A 16,011-nucleotide genomic window follows, 5' to 3' on the forward strand; every position below is an offset into this window, starting at 1 on the left:
AGCTAGGGGCTCAGGGTCTTCAGCAAAGCATCATTGAAGCGCGCCGGATCTTCCACTTGCGGTGAATGGCCCAGGTCTTCGAACTCGATCAGAGTCGCATCTGGTATTGCTTTCGCGGCACGCTTGCCCAGCGCGGGATAGCCGCCAATGCGTTTGGCGACATCAGGCGGCGCTTTATCTTTACCGATGGCAGTGCGATCACGTTGACCAATGAAAAGCGTGGTGGGCACCTTCAGCTTTGGGAACTCATAAACCACCGGCTGATTCAACACCATGTCCGAGGCGAGTGCCTGGTTCCAGGCCACACGCTCTTTCCCTGGTCCGGCATACATGCCAGCCAGCATCTCCACCCAGCGATCATATTCCGGCTTCCATTGTCCGTTGTAGTACACAGCAAGCTGATAGCGCTTGATGGACGCGAAGTCGGTCTTCAGCTCGCCGGCATACCAGTCCTGAATATCCCGCCATGGCACGCCTTCGGCCTTCCAGTCCTCCAGGCCGATGGGATTGACCAGCGCCAGCTGCTCGACCGCGGCCGGGTATTGCAGCGCGTAGCGCGCGGCGAGCATGCCACCCATCGAATGGCCGATGATCACAGCACGGTCGATGCCCAGCGACTTCAATAGCGCCTGCGTGTTGGCCGCCAATTGGGCGAACGAGAACTGGTAGTGTTCCGGCTTCGTGGATTTGCAGAAGCCAATCTGGTCGGGCGCGATCACGCGGTAACCCGCGGCACGCAGTGCCTCGATAGCGGATTCCCACGTCGCCGCGCAGAAATTCTTGCCATGCAGCAGTACGACGGTCCGTCCGTTGGCCGTACCTTGAGGCTCGATGTCCAGATAAGCCATCGACAGCGATTGCCGCTGCGACTCGAAAGCGAAACGCTTCACTTCGTGCGGGTAATCGAAGCCCTCGAGTTGAGGGCCATAGGTTGGCCGCTGCGCGGCAGCGGCAGGCAACAACGTGCCTGCGGCGAGAAGTGTGATGAGGAGTCGGCGCATTTGGGATGAATCGATAGCGGGAGGACGTCAATGTTAGCGCGGGGAATGTCTACGTTCGGCAACCAGAGGCAGGAGCTTTTGACGCGGATCAACGCGGATCAACGCGGGAAGAAGCGGATCAAGCATTGAATGCTTTTTATCCGTGGTTATCTGCGTTAATCCGCGTCTAAAGCTCCGCCGGTCTTCCGGTCGCGACGCACCGGTGACGGCATGCCGTCGCCACTGCTACACAATCAGCATTCGATGACGTTCACCGCCAAACCGCCGCGGCTGGTTTCCTTGTACTTGTCCTGCATGTCGCGGCCGGTGTCGCGCATGGTCTTGATGACTTTGTCCAGGCTGACCTTGTGCTTACCGTCGCCACGCATGGCCATGCGGCTGGCGTTGATCGCTTTTACCGCGCCCATGGCGTTGCGTTCGATGCAGGGAATCTGCACCAGGCCGCCGATGGGATCGCAGGTCAGGCCGAGGTTGTGTTCCATGCCGATCTCGGCGGCGTTCTCGATCTGGCTGCTGGTGCCGCCCAAGGCTGCGACCAAGCCGCCCGCGGCCATCGAGCAGGCCACGCCGACTTCGCCCTGGCACCCGACCTCGGCACCGGAGATGGAGGCGTTCTCCTTGTAGAGAATGCCGATGGCCGCGGCGGTCAACAGGAAGTCGAACACGCGCGCTTCATTGGCGCCTGGAATGAAGCGGTCGAAGTAATGCAGCACCGCCGGAATGATGCCGGCCGCGCCGTTGGTCGGCGCGGTCACCACACGTCCACCGGCGGCGTTTTCTTCGTTCACCGCCAGCGCATATAGATTCACCCAGTCCAGCGTGGTCAGCGGGTCGCGCATCGCCGCCTCGGGCTTGCTGGACAGTTCGCGGTAAAGCGCGGGTGCCCGGCGCGATACATGCAGGCCGCCAGGTAGCGTGCCTTCCTGGAGGATGCCACGCGCCACACAGCTTTGCATGGCGTTCCATATTTCGCGCAGGCCGTTGCGGATTTCGTCTTCGCTGCGCCAGACCCTTTCGTTCTCGAACATCAACTGAGCGATGCTCATGCCGTTTTTCGCCGACTGCGCCAGCAGTTCGTCGCCGCTCTTGAAAGGAAACGGCAACGGTGTGCTATCGGCCACAATACGATCCACGGCCGCGTCGTCCTGGTTGACCACGAAGCCGCCGCCGACGGAATAGTAGTCGCGCGTAGCGATCGCCTGATCGTTGGCATCGAATGCAGTGAAGCGCATGCCGTTGGTGTGATAGGGCAGCTTCTGCCGTTTGTTCATCAGCAGGTCGCGCTTCTCGTCGAATACGACCGCATGCCGGCCTTGCAGATAGAGCCGCTTCTCACCGCGGATGCGCTCCAGCGCCGGCGGAATGATGTCTGGATCGATTTGATTGGGGTAGTGGCCCTCCAATCCCATCAGCACGGCCTTATCGGTGCCATGCCCGCGACCGGTCAGTGCCAGTGAACCGAACACTTCGGCGCGTATCCGCACCACGTCCTGCAGACGCCCGGGTTCGTCCAGCCAGCGCGCGACGAAACGCGCTGCAGCCCGCATGGGCCCGACGGTGTGGGAGGAACTCGGCCCGATGCCGATCTTGAAGAGGTCGAACGTGCTGACTGCCATGCGGCTATTCTATGCTGGCGGCGCGGAATCACCCTCCCGCGGCGCAACAGATTCCGCCGCCGAGACCTTGCCGTGCCTTTAATCCTGTACCAACGCGATGACTGCCATCTATGCGATCTGGCGCTGGAAGTGCTGGCGGCAGCGCGGGTGCCCGAGTTCGGCAGCGTATTCATCGACGAAGACGACGAGTTGGAGGAGCGCTATGGAATGCGGGTGCCGGTGCTGCGCAGGGAAGATACCAGCGCGGAACTGGATTGGCCGTTCGACCAAGAAAAATTACGCGCGTTTTTGTAGGAGCGCCATCCTCTTTGTAGGAGCGCCAGGACGGCGCTCCTACATAACGTTGGAGGCGTTATTTCACCGGCTTCAGGATCACCTTGGTGCTGACAGCGACTTCGTTGGGAATAGTCTCGGTGTCAGCCCAGTCGCCGCTGCCCACGCCAAAATCCAAACGCTTGACCGTGGCTTTGCCGTTGAGCACTGGCTGCGGGCCAGGCGTCCAGGTAAAGGTCAGCGTGACCGGCTTGGCGACCCCGCGCAGCGTCAGGGTTCCATCGGCCGCATATTGGTTTCCGCCCAGGGCGCGGAACTTGGTGGCGGTGTAGCGCGCCTGCGCGAACTTGGCCACGTCGAAGAAGTCGCTGGTTTTCAACGTATCGTCGCGGTCGTTGTTGCCCGTCTGGGCGCCAGCCAGTTGAATGGTGACGTCCAATTTCGATGCGGCCAGCTTGGCCGGGTCGAAGTCCAACGTTGTGTTGAAGCTGCCGAACTTACCGGTGAAGACTTCGCCTTGATAGTTGCTGGCAAAGATCAGCGTGGAGCCGGGCGCCTGCACATATTCGACGGCGAAGGCAGGGGCGGCGACCAGCAACAGCCCGGCGATGGCCAGGCGTGAGCGGTTAGACAGCATCATTGGATGATTCCTCGGGAACGGGGGACGAAGAAACGCGACGTCGCGGCAGCATCCGCTTCAGGGTGTCGTCGTTCTGGAACAGGTGGTGGTAGAACGCCGCACCGGCGTGCGCCAGTACCAATGCCACCAAAATCCAGAACATGGTGGTGTGCGCTGTTTCGGCCAACGCTTTCAGGCCGTCGTTTCGGCTGGCGATAGCGGGCAGGTTGAACAGCTTGAACCACTGCAAGGGATATCCTGCTGCAGAATTGAACAGCCAGCCGGACAGCGGCATGGCGAACAAGAGTAGGTATAAGCCGAAATGAGTGATAGAGGCGATACGGTGCTGCCAGGTGGGCGTTCCTACCACCGGCGCTGGCGCTCCCGCATACAGGCGCCACAGCAGCCGCAACGTGACCAGTGCAAGGATGGTCAGTCCGATCGATTTATGCAGCGCATAGATATTGATCTTACGGGGGCCATTCGGCAGGCCGGTCATTGTCAGCCCGAGATAGGCGATGACCAGGATCAACACGACGATGATCCAGTGAAATAACTGACTGACCGCGCCCCAACGTTCTGCGGTGTTCTTCAAACTCATCGTGCGGGTTCCGGTACAGGAGGAAGGGGAGGTTCGTCGATTTCAGCGGAGTTTTCCGCACCAGTGGCTTCCACACCGTCCTTGTTGGGGCGGCCGGTGCGGATGGCTTCGGCCTCGATGCGCAGTTCGACATCGTCGCCGATCACATTCTTCCATGCCGTAATCCCGAAATCGGCCCGACTGATCCGCGCCGTCGCCGAAAATCCAGCGGTGCGACGAAACGGCGGCATCGGGTGCCGTTTGACGGCATTGAGGGTCACATCCAACTTCACTTCCCGGGTTACGCCGCGCAAAGTCAGCAAACCATAAACAGAGGCGTGTTGGGTGTCGATGGGTTCGATGACGGTCGAAACGAACGTGGCCACTGGGAAATCATTCACATTCAGGAGATTGCTTTTGGCGACAGCCCGGTTCCAGTCTTCATCGCCCAGGTCCAACCGCGACAGCGGGACGGTGACGTCGAGGCGAGCGGTCGTCCAGTCGTCCGGGTCGAAGATCAGGGTGCCGCTACTGCCAGACACTGTCCCGATCGCACGTGAAAAACCGGCATGTTCCACCGCGAACATCACTCGTGTATGGACAGGATCCAGCTGATATTCGGCCGCAGCGGCGCGAGCAGGAACCGATGCCGCGAAGCACGGCAACGCCATGAATGCCAGGACGCAGGCGGAGCGGGAGCTGGCGATAAGGCGTTGGAGCATCATGGGCAGGGATTCTAGGCGTCCGCCTGGAAAGATACCCCGTTTGTAGATGCAACGGACCGTTGCGAACGCAGCCTGGGCATGCCAGACCTGCATCAGGTGGCAAGATCGCCGAAAGGGTTGAAGCAGGTGGGTTCACTAAACCCATGCCACGAAGCCAGCCGCGTAATTTCCCACATGGAAGTATTTTCTAGTGATGCCCGGCTCTACAAAGGCGTGGGTGAATTTCCTGTGGGAGCGGCGTAAGTCACGACAGGAACGTCACCATCGCGGCAAACCGGGACGACTCCCGCAATGATGCCAACGAGGTGCTATCAAACAGATGCCGTGCTATTAAACACGCGGCCAAGCGCCAAGGTCGTGAATTCAGGGGCGGTCAAGGCGCGTAGAGGAGTAAAAGGTGAGAACTGCCGGTGTCGGGGATGCGCGGAAAAAAAATGGACGGAGCCTTGATGCGTGGCTTCGGATTTCATTGTGGCTGGTTTGTCTATTCGCGGTGGATGCGAAAGCGGGGCTTCCAGAAACCCCGCAACTTCGGCAGCTGACGGTTGCTGATGGGCTGCCTTCCAACATCATTCACAAGATGGCCCAGGACCAGAACGGTTATCTATGGTTGGCCACCGCGGATGGTTTGGCGCGCTACGACGGTACCGGTTTTCGGATATGGCAATTGGGTGAAGGATTACGTGAGAACGGATTGACCTGGGTGGAAGTGGACGCCCAGAACCAGGTGTGGATAGGCACGGAAGGCGCAGGGGTAGCGCTGCTGGACCGGGAGCGTGAGCAGTTCCGCTATTTCGACAAGCAAAGCAACCCGGGACTCGACGACAACAACATCTTGAGCGTTTTACCCATGGATGACGGAACGGTCTGGATCGGCACGTGGGATGCCGGCCTACGCAGGATGGACCGCAGCGGGCGCATCACCCGTTTCGTGCCACAGCCGGACAACGTACGAAGCTTGCCGGGCAGAAGCGTGACCAGTCTGCTGCTTGGCCCGGACGGCAGCCTTTGGGTTGGCACCGATCAGGGCGCGGCACGCTGGACTGGTAGCGATTTCGAACGGCTGCCCAAAGCCGCGCACACGTCGATGTACGTATCCACGATGCGCTTTGATCACACCGGCAACCTGTGGATAGGCACCGAGTTGGGGATGAGTATCTATCGGCCCGATGGCAGTTGGTCGAAGGATCCGTGGGGCCTGCACCAACAGGTCTCGGTTCACGGATTGTTGTTGCAGGACAGCAGCGGCATTCATTGGCTGAGTACGTACGACGGCATGCGCCGCAGCAACGAAGACAAGACCATCAACGTGCCGCTGTACAGCAGTCTGACTCGCGGCCGCGTCAAACCGCAGTGGAGCGACGCACTGCAGGATGGCGAAGGCGGATTGTGGTTCGCCAGCGTAGATGCGGGTCTTTGGTATCTGCCGCCGACCTGGCGGCAATTCTCCGTGCTGGCCAAGACCGAAGGTGTTCCCGCATCGCTGGGCAACATCCAGGTATACGACATTGCTCCCTCGACCACCGGTGATATGTGGCTCGTCGGTACCTCGGGCATGTTGGATCGGTTGGATCCGGAAACGGGATTGGTCCGGCACGTGCTGGACGATGCAGGGGAAGGTACGGTGCTGTTTACGGTGGCCGAAGCCGCCGACGGGCGTGTGTGGATGGGGTATTCGGGCGGGTTGGTGCGCTACGATCCCCGTTCGGGCGCGGTGCGGCGCTGGAACGCGCAGTCTGAAACGGACGCCACGTCCGCCGACATCAATGCCATCGTGCAGGCGGCAGACGGGAATCTTTGGATCGGGCAAGACCTCCAGGGTTTGCAGGTGCGTAGCCCGGAAGGGCGGATCATCGAAAACATCGGCTTTGGCGAACGCGGCCTTGTCGCCGGCGATGTTTACAGTCAACTGGATCTGGGTCCGGATGGCCGCGTTTGGCTGGCCAGTCGGCATGGAATAGCGGCCTGGGACGCCGATGCCAGCCGATTCGTGCCGATATCTGGGTTGCCACAGGTGTCCGTGGGTGCGTTTGCGCACGACCAAAATGGCGTGCTGTGGCTGGCCCGGGTAGGCGCGCTGGAGGGCTATCGCCAACAGGCCGGCCGATACGAACGCATCGAGCGATTGGACGCAGCGGCGGGAATACCGCAGGTCATGCTCGCCGGACTGACGGTGGACCGCCGCGGCATCCTGTGGGCGGGCAGCACGCGCGGCCTGACCCGGGTGGACCCGGTGCAACGAGCGGTGCGGGCCTATGGCGTCCATGATGGCTTGCCGGGGCAGGAAATTTTGTCTGGTCCCGTGCAGCGACTGCAGGATGGCCGCCTGATCGTCAGCGCTTCGCATGGACTGGTGATTTTCGATCCGATCGCATTGCATCCGACGGATGAGGCACCCCCGCTGGTGGTGGACGCGATTACGGTGCGCCGCGCTTCCGAGCAAGTGGCGCTTCCACTAGGAGAACCGTTCCGGCTGCAATACGGCGATCGCGATCTGCAGGTTGTCGCCCGATTGATTTCGTACAGCAACGTGGCGGGGCATCGTTACCGGTTTCGCCTGTCGGATTTCGACGGCGACTGGGTGGAAGCCGACGCCAGTGGAACGCGTGTTTTCTCGCAGCTGCCGCCGGGAGACTACCAATTGGAAGTCGCCGGCAAGAATGCCGATAACGTCTGGTCGCACACGCACACCATCGCCTTCACGGTGGCACCGCCGTGGTGGCAGACGTGGTGGGCCATCACCGTCTGGGCGGTGCTGGCATTGGCACTGGTGGGCTGGGTAGCGCTGGCGTACCGGCGTTGGCTTCGCCGCCGCAGTGCTTGGCAATTGGCCATGCACAAACACGAGCTTGCCGAGCAGGCATCCGAAGCCAAGACACGGTTCCTGGCGACGCTGGGCCACGAAGTGCGCACGCCGATGACCGGAGTACTGGGCATGAGCGAGCTGCTACTGGCGACACCATTGAACGAACAACAACAGCGCTATACGACGGCCATCCAGCGCGCAGGTACCCACCTGGTGCGTTTGGTCAACGATGCACTGGATCTGGCGCGCATTGAGGCCGGCAAGCTGGAGCTGCAGGAAACGGACTTCGATCTGCACGTGCTGATAAACGACATCGCGGCGCTGATGGCACCGGTTGCGGAAAAGCGTGGCTTGTCGTTTTCCAATGAGATCGCCCCCGGTGTGCCGCGCATGGTCCGCAGTGATCCACTGCGATTGCGCCAGATACTGCTCAATCTGATCGGCAATGCCATCAAGTTCACCGATCAGGGCCACGTCGCCTTGCGCGCGGCATCGCTGTCGCCAGAAAGCTTGCGCCTGGAAATCAGCGACACGGGGCCAGGCATCAATGCCGAGCAGCAGGCGCGCTTGTTCCAGCGATTCGAGCAGGCGGAAGGCGCACGTACCGCCGCGCGTTACGGCGGCAGCGGCCTGGGCCTGGCGATCTGCCAGGAGCTGGCGGCGGCCATGGGCGGGCGCATCGGCGTGGAGAGTTCCCCCGGTTCCGGCGCTTGCTTCATTGTCGATCTGCCGATGCCACGATCGCTTGCTGTCGAAGGCAGCGATACACCCGCTAAGAAGCCACGGACTATCGCGCGCTATCGCGCCTTGAAGATCCTGCTGGTGGAGGACGACCTGACCGTGGCGGAGGTGGTGGCCGGGCTGCTGCGCGGACGCGGCCATCACGTCACCCATGCAGTCCATGGACTGGCGGCGTTGGGCGAAGTATCCGACGGAGAGTTCGACATTGCGCTGCTGGACCTGGATTTGCCGGGGCTCGACGGGCTGGCTTTGGCGCAGCAGTTGCGAATGGGTGGATTTGCCGCACCGTTGATCGCAATTACTGCGCGGGCGGATGCCGAAGCGGAAAGCCAAGCGCAAGCGGCGGGCTTCGACGACTTTTTACGCAAGCCGGTGACGGGCGACGTGCTGGCTGAAGCGATCGAGCAGGCATTGCGAAAAGCTGTTGGGGGCGATACGGGTACCGATGGCTGATAACGATGCGACGATGCCGGTAGCGCGCGCTGTGCGCACGAATGAGGTCGCGTTCGACTCACGTGCGCATGACGCACGCTACGTTCAATAATCCCAGTCCAGCTGCCGCGCAGGTCGAAGTCCACGGTTGATCTCTGAGTTGGGAGGGGCGCAGTCTTCCCAGCTCAGCTTGTGCGTCGCCTCATCTGGCACTGAATTCGTGCACGGCATCCACCAGCACAGCGACGTGCTCGGGGTTCATGTCCGGTGACATGCCGTGTCCCAGGTTGAAGATGTGGCCTTCGCGGCTGCCGCCGGCACCCGCGGCGTAGCTGTCCAGCGTCTGTCGGACCTGGCTACGGATTGCCTCGGGTGAGCCATACAGCACAGCGGGATCCAGGTTGCCTTGCAAAGCGACGTGGCCACCGGTGCGGCGGCGCGCTTCGGACAGTTCCACCAGCCAGTCCACGCCGACGCCTTCTGCGCCGCTCTCGGCCAGCGCTTCCAGGTGTACCGCGTTGCCTTTGCCGAACAGGATCAGCGGCGTCCGTTCCGCGCCTTCGCCGCGTTGCAGTTCCCGCGCGATGCGGGTGAGGTAAGGCAGCGAAAATTCACGGTACATCGCCGGCGACAACACGCCACCCCAGGTATCGAATACCTGCAATGCCTGCACGCCCGCCACCCGCTGCGCGGACAAATAGGCGATGACAGCATCGGTGTTGACCGACAACAGCGCGTGCAACGCGGCGGGCTCGTTCAACGCCATCGCCTTGATGCGCGCGAAGTCCTTGCTGCCGCCGCCTTCCACCATGTAGCACGCCAGTGTCCAGGGACTGCCGGAAAAACCAATCAACGGCACCTTGCCGTCCAGTTCGTGCCGGATCAGGCGTACGGCATCCATCACGTAGCGCAGTTCGGTTTCCATATCCGGCACGGCCAGCTTTGCGGCATCGGCGGCGCTGCGCACCGTATGGCGAAATTTCGGGCCTTCGCCATCGACGAAGTAAAGCTCCAGGCCCATCGCATCGGGAATGGTCAGGATGTCGGAAAACAGGATGGCCGCATCCAGGTCGAAACGGCGCAGCGGTTGCAGGGTGACTTCGCAGGCGATATCCGGGTTTTTTGCCATGCCCAGGAAGCTGCCGGCTTGCGCGCGCGTGGCGCGATATTCGGGCAAATAGCGGCCGGCCTGGCGCATAAGCCATACAGGCGTGCGGTCCACGGGTTCGCGCTTGAGCGCGCGCAGCAGGCGGTCGTTGCGGAGGGGGGTGGACACGTGCGGATTTCCTTAGGATGGTAAAGCCGGCGGTGGTGCTGCCTGCAAAGGGTTAAGGGTCAATAAGAAGAGCGAACGCCACGGCTTTATTGGCAGGCGGCGGAGCCGCCGACTTCACCTTTGGCAGCGTGCGGAGCACGCGACATCACGTCTTCGGCGCCTCGGCGCCACGAACGAAAGTCACCTGAAAGCCGCGCTTCAAGTGGCTGTCCCGGGCTTTTTCGAAGGCGGCAGTGGCCTCGTCCTGCAGCAGGTACTGCTCCCGCTTGAGTTGCGCACGACCGCCGATCTGGCCGGTTTCGCGCAGCAGTTCCCAGCCGCCGAACAGATCGGGCTGCAGGGTCAGTTGGACGTAGCGGGGCGCTTCGCCCGCGTTGGGGCGTTGCTGTAGGAAGACGCGCATGGGCCCATTTTAGCCGGAGAGCACTGCCAAAACGCGGGCTTCGTCCACATCGGGCACCACTTCGGCGTGGCCGACGCCCCGCCAAAGCACCAGCCGCAGCCTTCCCGCCAGGTTTTTCTTGTCCAGACGCATGCGGGCAAGCAGTTGTTGCGGAGCGAGCCCTGGCGGAATCTCGGTAGGTAGTTCAAATGCCTGCAGCAGCGCTGCAATCCGGTTGGTGTCCTGGGCGCTGGCAATGCCCAAATCCGCCGATAGCCGCGCCGCCAGCACCAAGCCTACCGCGACCGCCTCGCCATGGTTGAGGTTGTCGTTGCCGGTACCGCCGTAGCCCTGTTCGGTCTCGATGGCATGACCGAAGGTATGACCCAGGTTGAGCAGCGCGCGCTCGCCGCGTTCCAGTGGATCGCGTTCGACGATCTCCGCCTTGTGCTCGCAGCTGCGGGCAATGGCTTCCGCCAGCGCCGCTGGCTCGCCGGCCAGCAGGGCCTGGCGTTGTGCGGTCAGCCAGTCGAAGAACGCCGCATCGCGAATGGCCCCGTACTTGATCACTTCCGCCAGCCCCGCGCGCAGTTCGCGCGGCGGCAGCGTACGCAGTGTGTCGGTGTCGGCGAAGACCGCGCGCGGTGGGTGGAAAGCGCCCACCAGGTTTTTTCCTTGGGGGATGTCCACCGCGGTCTTGCCGCCGACCGACGAATCCACCATCGACAACAAGGTGGTCGGCAGTTGCACGCAGTCCACGCCGCGCATCCAGCATGCGGCGGCGAATCCTGCCAGATCGCCGACCACACCACCGCCCAGCGCGAAGATGCAGGCATCACGGGTGGCGCCCAGGGTCGCCAGCGCATCGATGGCGGCACCGAAATTGGCCAGGGTCTTGGATTGTTCGCCGGCAGGAAGCACGTAGGTGCCGATACGCAGGTCCGGCCGTGCGGCGTGCAGCGACTCGCGCACCGCCGCGGCGTAGCGTGGCGCCACAATCGAGTCACTGACCAGCAGCACGTGCCGGCCGCGTACTTGGGCAGCAAGCGCTGCGCCATCGTTCAGCAAGCCCGGGCCGATGGTGATGGTGTAAGGGTGCTGACCGCCGACATTGACGGTACGGGGGGAAGCGGTCATTCGGAGTTCTCGGTGCGTTGCCAGCGGCTGGCCAGCAGCCGGATCAGCCGTGCGGTGGCTTCCGGCGGCATCAGATGATCGGTGTCCAAGGCCACGTCGGCAACCTCGGCATAAAACGGTTCGCGCGCGATGGCCATGTCCCGCAGCACCTGCTCGCGGTCGGGCCGCTGCAGCAGCGGCCGGTTAGCGCAGCGGCCCAGCCGCCGGAGCTGGGCTTCCACGCTGACCCGCAGATAGACCACGAATCCGCTCTGCCGTATCAATTGGCGGTTGTCGGCGTCCAAAACCGCGCCGCCGCCAGTGGATATCAGTTGCCTGTGGCCAGTCAGAAGTTCGCGCAGCACGGCGCGCTCATGATCACGAAAGCCGGCCTCGCCTACGTGTTCGAAGATGGCGGGTATGGTGGCGCCAGCGTGTTCCGTGATGGCGTGGTCCACGTCCACGAATGTCAGGCCGAAGCGTTCAGCCACGCGCTTGCCGACGGACGTTTTGCCGGCACCCGTCGGGCCGACCAGAATGAGATTGGAGGCGGGATTCATCGACATGGATGCTAGCACTCCCATAGCGACCGCTTAACAGCAGGGGGCCTACGGTGGGCGTCCCGGCGGAGCCCCGCCCTGTAGCGAAAGGATGTGCCATGTCAGTCGCCAAGATCATCGAAGTGAACGCCTCCTCCAAGGTCAGCGTGGAAGACGCGGTGAAAACGGGTTTGAAGAAGACGGCCGAGTCCGTCAAGGGCATCAAGGGCGCGTGGGTCAACGAGGTGAAAGTGGTGACCGATGACGGCGGCAATATCACCGAGTGGCGGGTGAATATGCGCATCAGTTTTGTCGTGCAGTAGCCACAATCTTCTGTACGACGCTAGAACCTGAAAGGAACTGTAGCGTCCATAGAACCGTGTAGGAGCGCCGTCCCGGCGCGAGCTCTTTCCGTCAGATCGCGGTTAAAGCGAAGAGCTCGCGCCGGGACGGCGCTCCTACAAAAACCGGATGCGCGCTCCTATGGCTCCACCGGCCTGCGCTGCGCGTCCAGGTCGACGGTGCGCTGGGCGATGGCCGGCAGCGTGCGCAGCGCCTGTCGGCTGACCCGTTCGAACAACTGCACGAAGCGGTCTATCTGCGGGCGCGTCATGGAGGCTTTCGACGGATCGGCATGTTGCAGTGCTTGCTCCTGCTGCCATCGCCAATCCGGCACCACTTCGAAACCCGGCCCTCGCAGGAACCATAACGTCTCCAGCCGCTGCCATAGCGCCGGGTAGGCGCGTTCCAGCGCCTGATTGCACCAGCGCCGCCAACGGCCGTCTGGGTCCTCGTCGTGCTCCAGGGCATTGATCGGTTGGTCCAGCGCAGCAGCGGATTCGGCAGGGGTCTTCAGGCACCAGCCTTCGAAGATCACCAGGTCGACGCGGCCTTCGACGCGGGGCCATTGCGCTTCCGGTAAGCGGTCGTCGCTCAGTTTGTCGAAGCGAGGCAGCGCTACCGCACGCGCATCGCGCAAAGCATCCAAGGTGTGGCAGGCCAATGCCGTGTCGTGTGTGCCTGGTGGTCCCCGCATTGCCAGCAAAGGATGGACCTCTTGCGCCAGGGTTTGCCGCTGCACCTGGGTCAGATAGAAGTCATCCAATGAAAGGACCGCCACCCGTAGGTTTCTCGCGTGAGCTGTCGCGGCCACCTGCGAGGCCAGTGTGGATTTGCCGCTGCCCTGCAAACCAGCCAGGGCAAAAACGGCTGGGCGAGTGTCGCTGGCCAACGCCGCAGTCAACGCTTGGTCAACGAATGCGGCATCGAAGCCCGGTGGCGGTAGCTGCGGGGGAGACATCGGGAGACAATAACGCATGCCGCCGTGTCCCACGACGGCTTTGCCAGCGAGGCCCCATGAGCGACCTGTATACCGAAGCGCTGTCGACTTTCGCCACTCTCTTCAACGAAGCCAGCGCAAGTAGCGAGATCGAACCCAATGCCATGGCCTTGGCGACCGCCACGCCGGACGGCCGTCCGGCGGTGCGCACGGTGCTGCTGAAATCCTTCGATGAGCAGGGATTCGTTTTCTACACCCACCTGCACAGCCGCAAGGGTTACGAACTGGAAACCAACCCGCGCGCGGCGCTGTTGTTCCTCTGGCGCAGTCTGCGCGAGGCCGGCATCCAGGTGCGCGTTGAGGGCACCGTGGAGCAGGTCGAAGATCATGAAGCGGATCTCTACTTCGCCTCACGCCCGCGTCTGAGCCAGATTGGCGCATGGGCATCCGCGCAATCCGAAACGTTGGGTTCCCGGCAGGAGTTCGAAGACCGTATCGCTCAAGTGGTGGCCGAATTCGAAGGCCGCGACGTACCACGCCCGCAGGGTTGGAGCGGCTACCGCGTCGTTCCGGAGGCCATCGAGTTCTGGTACGGCGCGCAGTTCCGGCTGCACGAGCGCTGGCGCTACGAGCGCGATGGCATGGGCCAATGGGCCAAGCGGATGCTGTATCCATGACGGCCGACTGGAACATACGTCGGGGCACGGCGAGCGATGCGGCACAGTGGGCGCCACTGCGCCAAGCGTTATGGCCGGACGAAGCTGCGGAGCAGCTTGCTGATGAGATCGAAGAGATGCTGTCCGGCGGGACCGTCGGCTTTCTGGCCTTCGATAAACAACACGTTGCCATTGCGTTCGCGGAAGCTACGCTACGCCACGACTACGTCAACGGCACCGAAAGCTCTCCAGTAGGATTCCTGGAAGGCTGGTATGTCGCTCCGCAATGGCGTGGTAAAGGTGTGGGCCGTGCATTGGTCATGACCGTAGAGGAATGGGCACGCGATCAAGGCTGTCGCGAGTTCGCATCGGATGCGCTGCTCGACAACACCGCCAGCTTGGCCGCGCATGTGGCGTGTGGATTCGAGGAAACCGAACGCGTGGTGTATTTCCGCAAGTGGCTGGATACCTGATGGGCCCGCAGCGCATCGTCTGCCTGACCGAGGAGCCGACCGAAACGCTGTACGCATTGGGTGAGCAGCACCGCATCGTCGGCATCAGCGGGTTTACCGTGCGTCCATCGGAAGCGCGCAGGGAGAAGCCGAAAGTCAGCGCGTTCACTAGCGCGAAGATCGGCGAAATAATGAAGCTTGAGCCTGATCTGGCGATCGGCTTCTCCGACATCCAGTCGGAGATCGCGGCCGAGCTGATCAAGCAGGGTGTGGAAGTCTGGATAGCCAACCACCGCAGCGTCGCCGGCATCCTGGATTACATTCGCCGCCTGGGGGCATTGGTCGGCGCGCACGAAAGGGCGAACGCCTATGCTGATGAGCTTGAGCGCGGACTGGATGACCTAATGCAGCAGTCGGCGCGATTGCCGCGCCGGCCGAAGATCTATTTCGAAGAATGGGATGACCCGCCGATCACCGGCATTCGCTGGGTCGCCGAACTGATCCGCATCGCAGGCGGGGACGATATCTTCCCGGAGTTGGCCGTCGAATCGCTGGCCAAGCACCGGATCCTTGCCGATGGCAATGAAGTGGTGCGGCGAGCGCCGGATATCATCCTGGGTTCGTGGTGCGGCAAACGCTTTCGTCCTGAAAAGGTCTCCGCCCGGCCGGGTTGGGACGCGATTCCAGCGGTGCGCGATGGCGAACTGCACGAGATCAAATCGCCGTTGATCCTGCAGCCGGGCCCCGCGGCGCTGACCGATGGTGTGCGGGCCATTGCCAATATCGTGCAGGCGTGGGCTACACGCGAACTGTAGGAGCGGCCTCCTCCGGTAGGAGCGTCGTCTCGGCGTGAGCTCTTCGCCTTTATCGCGACCTGACAGAAAGAGCTCGCGCCGGGACGGCGCTCCTACAATTTTCGTTTGCCTTTAAAAATTCCGTTGGAACTGCAGAGTGTCTTTCCTGCCACCTGCCGCGATGGTGACATCAAAGCGATAGGTATTCCGCTGCGAAACGCGAACGGTGCCGATATGGTCGGTGTAGTCGCCGGTATCGATGGTACGCAACACGATCGGTTGACGGGCGCCGGAAATGTCGGATACCTGTCCGGTTACTTCGCCATCGGTGTCGACCTCTTCGCCATTCTTGAGTTGGCGCAACGCAATCACCACCAATGCGGTGCCGGTGTCCCGTTCCACGCCGTACTGCTTGGCCATTTCCTCGCTCAGCGACATCGTGGGCAGGGCGTTGTAGCGCACGCGCAGATCGCCGAAGTCGTTGTGCGCTGGAGCGGCCGGCACGAAATTTGCGGCACGTGGCGCTTCGGTGTTGGAGCAGGCGGCGAGCGACCAGGCCGACAGTATAAGGAAGGCAGCGTTGCGGAAGAGCAGGGAACGGGGAACGGTGAACAGGGAATGACGGCGTACTGGGGCTGTTATTTTCATGCTCGGTCCGATTTTTTTTGATTCATCTGTTCGCAGGCGTGGATCGCATGCGTCTATGTCTTGCATCGTAGTGTCT

Annotated in this window: 16 protein-coding genes and 1 pseudogene; 6 read left to right on the forward strand and 11 right to left on the reverse strand. The window is 62.3% G+C overall.

Annotated elements, in window-relative coordinates:
- Positions 1-2 precede the first annotated feature (2 nt).
- A complete protein-coding gene (locus tag AB6O04_RS00965) occupies positions 3-1,001 on the reverse strand; it encodes an alpha/beta fold hydrolase (RefSeq protein WP_368561746.1) in 999 nt (332 codons plus the stop codon).
- 233 nt (positions 1,002-1,234) lie between these two features.
- Positions 1,235-2,617 (reverse strand): L-serine ammonia-lyase, encoded by a 1,383-nt coding sequence (locus tag AB6O04_RS00970; RefSeq protein WP_368561747.1) that lies wholly within the window; start codon positions 2,615-2,617, stop codon positions 1,235-1,237.
- Positions 2,618-2,689: 72 nt separating this feature from the next.
- Between AB6O04_RS00970 and AB6O04_RS00975 the strand changes: the two genes are divergently transcribed.
- Positions 2,690-2,911 carry a glutaredoxin family protein gene (locus AB6O04_RS00975; protein ID WP_368561748.1) on the forward strand — a complete coding sequence of 74 codons (222 nt, stop codon included), beginning with the start codon at positions 2,690-2,692 and terminating at the stop codon, positions 2,909-2,911.
- A 58-nt stretch (positions 2,912-2,969) separates the two neighbouring features.
- Here AB6O04_RS00975 and AB6O04_RS00980 read toward each other — a convergent pair whose 3' ends face one another.
- The 3 genes and pseudogenes from AB6O04_RS00980 to AB6O04_RS00990 form a co-directional block, all read right to left on the reverse strand.
- Positions 2,970-3,530: a YceI family protein gene (locus AB6O04_RS00980; protein WP_368561749.1), complete on the reverse strand. Its 561-nt coding sequence runs from the start codon at positions 3,528-3,530 to the stop codon at positions 2,970-2,972.
- The gene (locus AB6O04_RS00985) at positions 3,517-4,110 is read right to left on the reverse strand and encodes a cytochrome b (RefSeq protein WP_368561750.1); all 594 of its coding nucleotides are present in this window, start codon (positions 4,108-4,110) and stop codon (positions 3,517-3,519) included. The genes AB6O04_RS00980 and AB6O04_RS00985 overlap by 14 nt, the downstream gene beginning before the upstream one ends.
- 89 nt (positions 4,111-4,199) lie before the next feature.
- Positions 4,200-4,760 (reverse strand): annotated as a pseudogene (locus AB6O04_RS00990) (YceI family protein); the annotation flags it as partial.
- 523 nt (positions 4,761-5,283) lie between these two features.
- Here AB6O04_RS00990 and AB6O04_RS00995 point away from each other — a divergent pair.
- Positions 5,284-8,814: a two-component regulator propeller domain-containing protein gene (locus AB6O04_RS00995; RefSeq protein ID WP_368561751.1), complete on the forward strand. Its 3,531-nt coding sequence runs from the start codon at positions 5,284-5,286 to the stop codon at positions 8,812-8,814.
- 181 nt (positions 8,815-8,995) lie between these two features.
- Here the strand turns inward: AB6O04_RS00995 and hemE are convergent, their stop codons facing one another.
- The 4 genes from hemE to AB6O04_RS01015 form a co-directional block, all read right to left on the reverse strand.
- On the reverse strand, positions 8,996-10,069 hold the full coding sequence (gene hemE, locus AB6O04_RS01000; protein ID WP_368561752.1) for a uroporphyrinogen decarboxylase: 1,074 nt from the start codon (positions 10,067-10,069) through the stop codon (positions 8,996-8,998).
- Positions 10,070-10,214: 145 nt separating this feature from the next.
- Positions 10,215-10,472, reverse strand: a complete 258-nt coding sequence (locus AB6O04_RS01005) for a WGR domain-containing protein (protein WP_368561753.1) — start codon at positions 10,470-10,472, stop codon at positions 10,215-10,217.
- Between the two features lie 9 nt (positions 10,473-10,481).
- Entirely contained in the window at positions 10,482-11,588 is a 1,107-nt protein-coding gene (aroB, locus tag AB6O04_RS01010) for a 3-dehydroquinate synthase (protein WP_368561754.1), read from the reverse strand.
- On the reverse strand, positions 11,585-12,127 hold the full coding sequence (locus AB6O04_RS01015; RefSeq protein WP_368561900.1) for a shikimate kinase: 543 nt from the start codon (positions 12,125-12,127) through the stop codon (positions 11,585-11,587). Before AB6O04_RS01015 ends, aroB begins: the two co-directional genes overlap by 4 nt.
- A gap of 98 nt (positions 12,128-12,225) precedes the next feature.
- Here AB6O04_RS01015 and AB6O04_RS01020 point away from each other — a divergent pair, with 98 nt between their 5' ends.
- Complete coding sequence (locus AB6O04_RS01020) at positions 12,226-12,429, forward strand: dodecin family protein (protein ID WP_337342477.1); 204 nt, start codon at positions 12,226-12,228, stop codon at positions 12,427-12,429.
- 158 nt (positions 12,430-12,587) lie between these two features.
- Here the strand turns inward: AB6O04_RS01020 and AB6O04_RS01025 are convergent, their stop codons facing one another.
- Positions 12,588-13,424: a kinase gene (locus tag AB6O04_RS01025; protein WP_368561755.1), complete on the reverse strand. Its 837-nt coding sequence runs from the start codon at positions 13,422-13,424 to the stop codon at positions 12,588-12,590.
- A 38-nt stretch (positions 13,425-13,462) separates the two neighbouring features.
- On the opposite strand from AB6O04_RS01025, the gene pdxH reads away from it, so the two are divergent.
- The 3 genes from pdxH to AB6O04_RS01040 are packed head-to-tail and all read left to right on the forward strand — an operon-like array spanning position 13,463 to position 15,308.
- Positions 13,463-14,062: a pyridoxamine 5'-phosphate oxidase gene (gene pdxH / locus AB6O04_RS01030; RefSeq protein WP_368561756.1), complete on the forward strand. Its 600-nt coding sequence runs from the start codon at positions 13,463-13,465 to the stop codon at positions 14,060-14,062.
- A complete protein-coding gene (gene aac(6'), locus AB6O04_RS01035; protein WP_368561757.1) occupies positions 14,059-14,514 on the forward strand; it encodes an aminoglycoside 6'-N-acetyltransferase in 456 nt (151 codons plus the stop codon). The genes pdxH and aac(6') overlap by 4 nt, the downstream gene beginning before the upstream one ends.
- Positions 14,514-15,308, forward strand: coding sequence for a cobalamin-binding protein (locus AB6O04_RS01040; RefSeq protein WP_368561758.1), 795 nt, complete (start codon positions 14,514-14,516; stop codon positions 15,306-15,308). The genes aac(6') and AB6O04_RS01040 overlap by 1 nt, the downstream gene beginning before the upstream one ends.
- Positions 15,309-15,419: 111 nt before the next feature.
- Here the strand turns inward: AB6O04_RS01040 and AB6O04_RS01045 are convergent, their stop codons facing one another.
- Entirely contained in the window at positions 15,420-15,935 is a 516-nt protein-coding gene (locus tag AB6O04_RS01045; protein WP_368561759.1) for a DUF4426 domain-containing protein, read from the reverse strand.
- Positions 15,936-16,011: the final 76 nt, after the last annotated feature.

The organism is Pseudoxanthomonas sp. UTMC 1351, assembly GCF_040948865.1.
In the GTDB taxonomy this organism is placed as follows: Bacteria; Pseudomonadota; Gammaproteobacteria; order Xanthomonadales; family Xanthomonadaceae; genus Pseudoxanthomonas_A.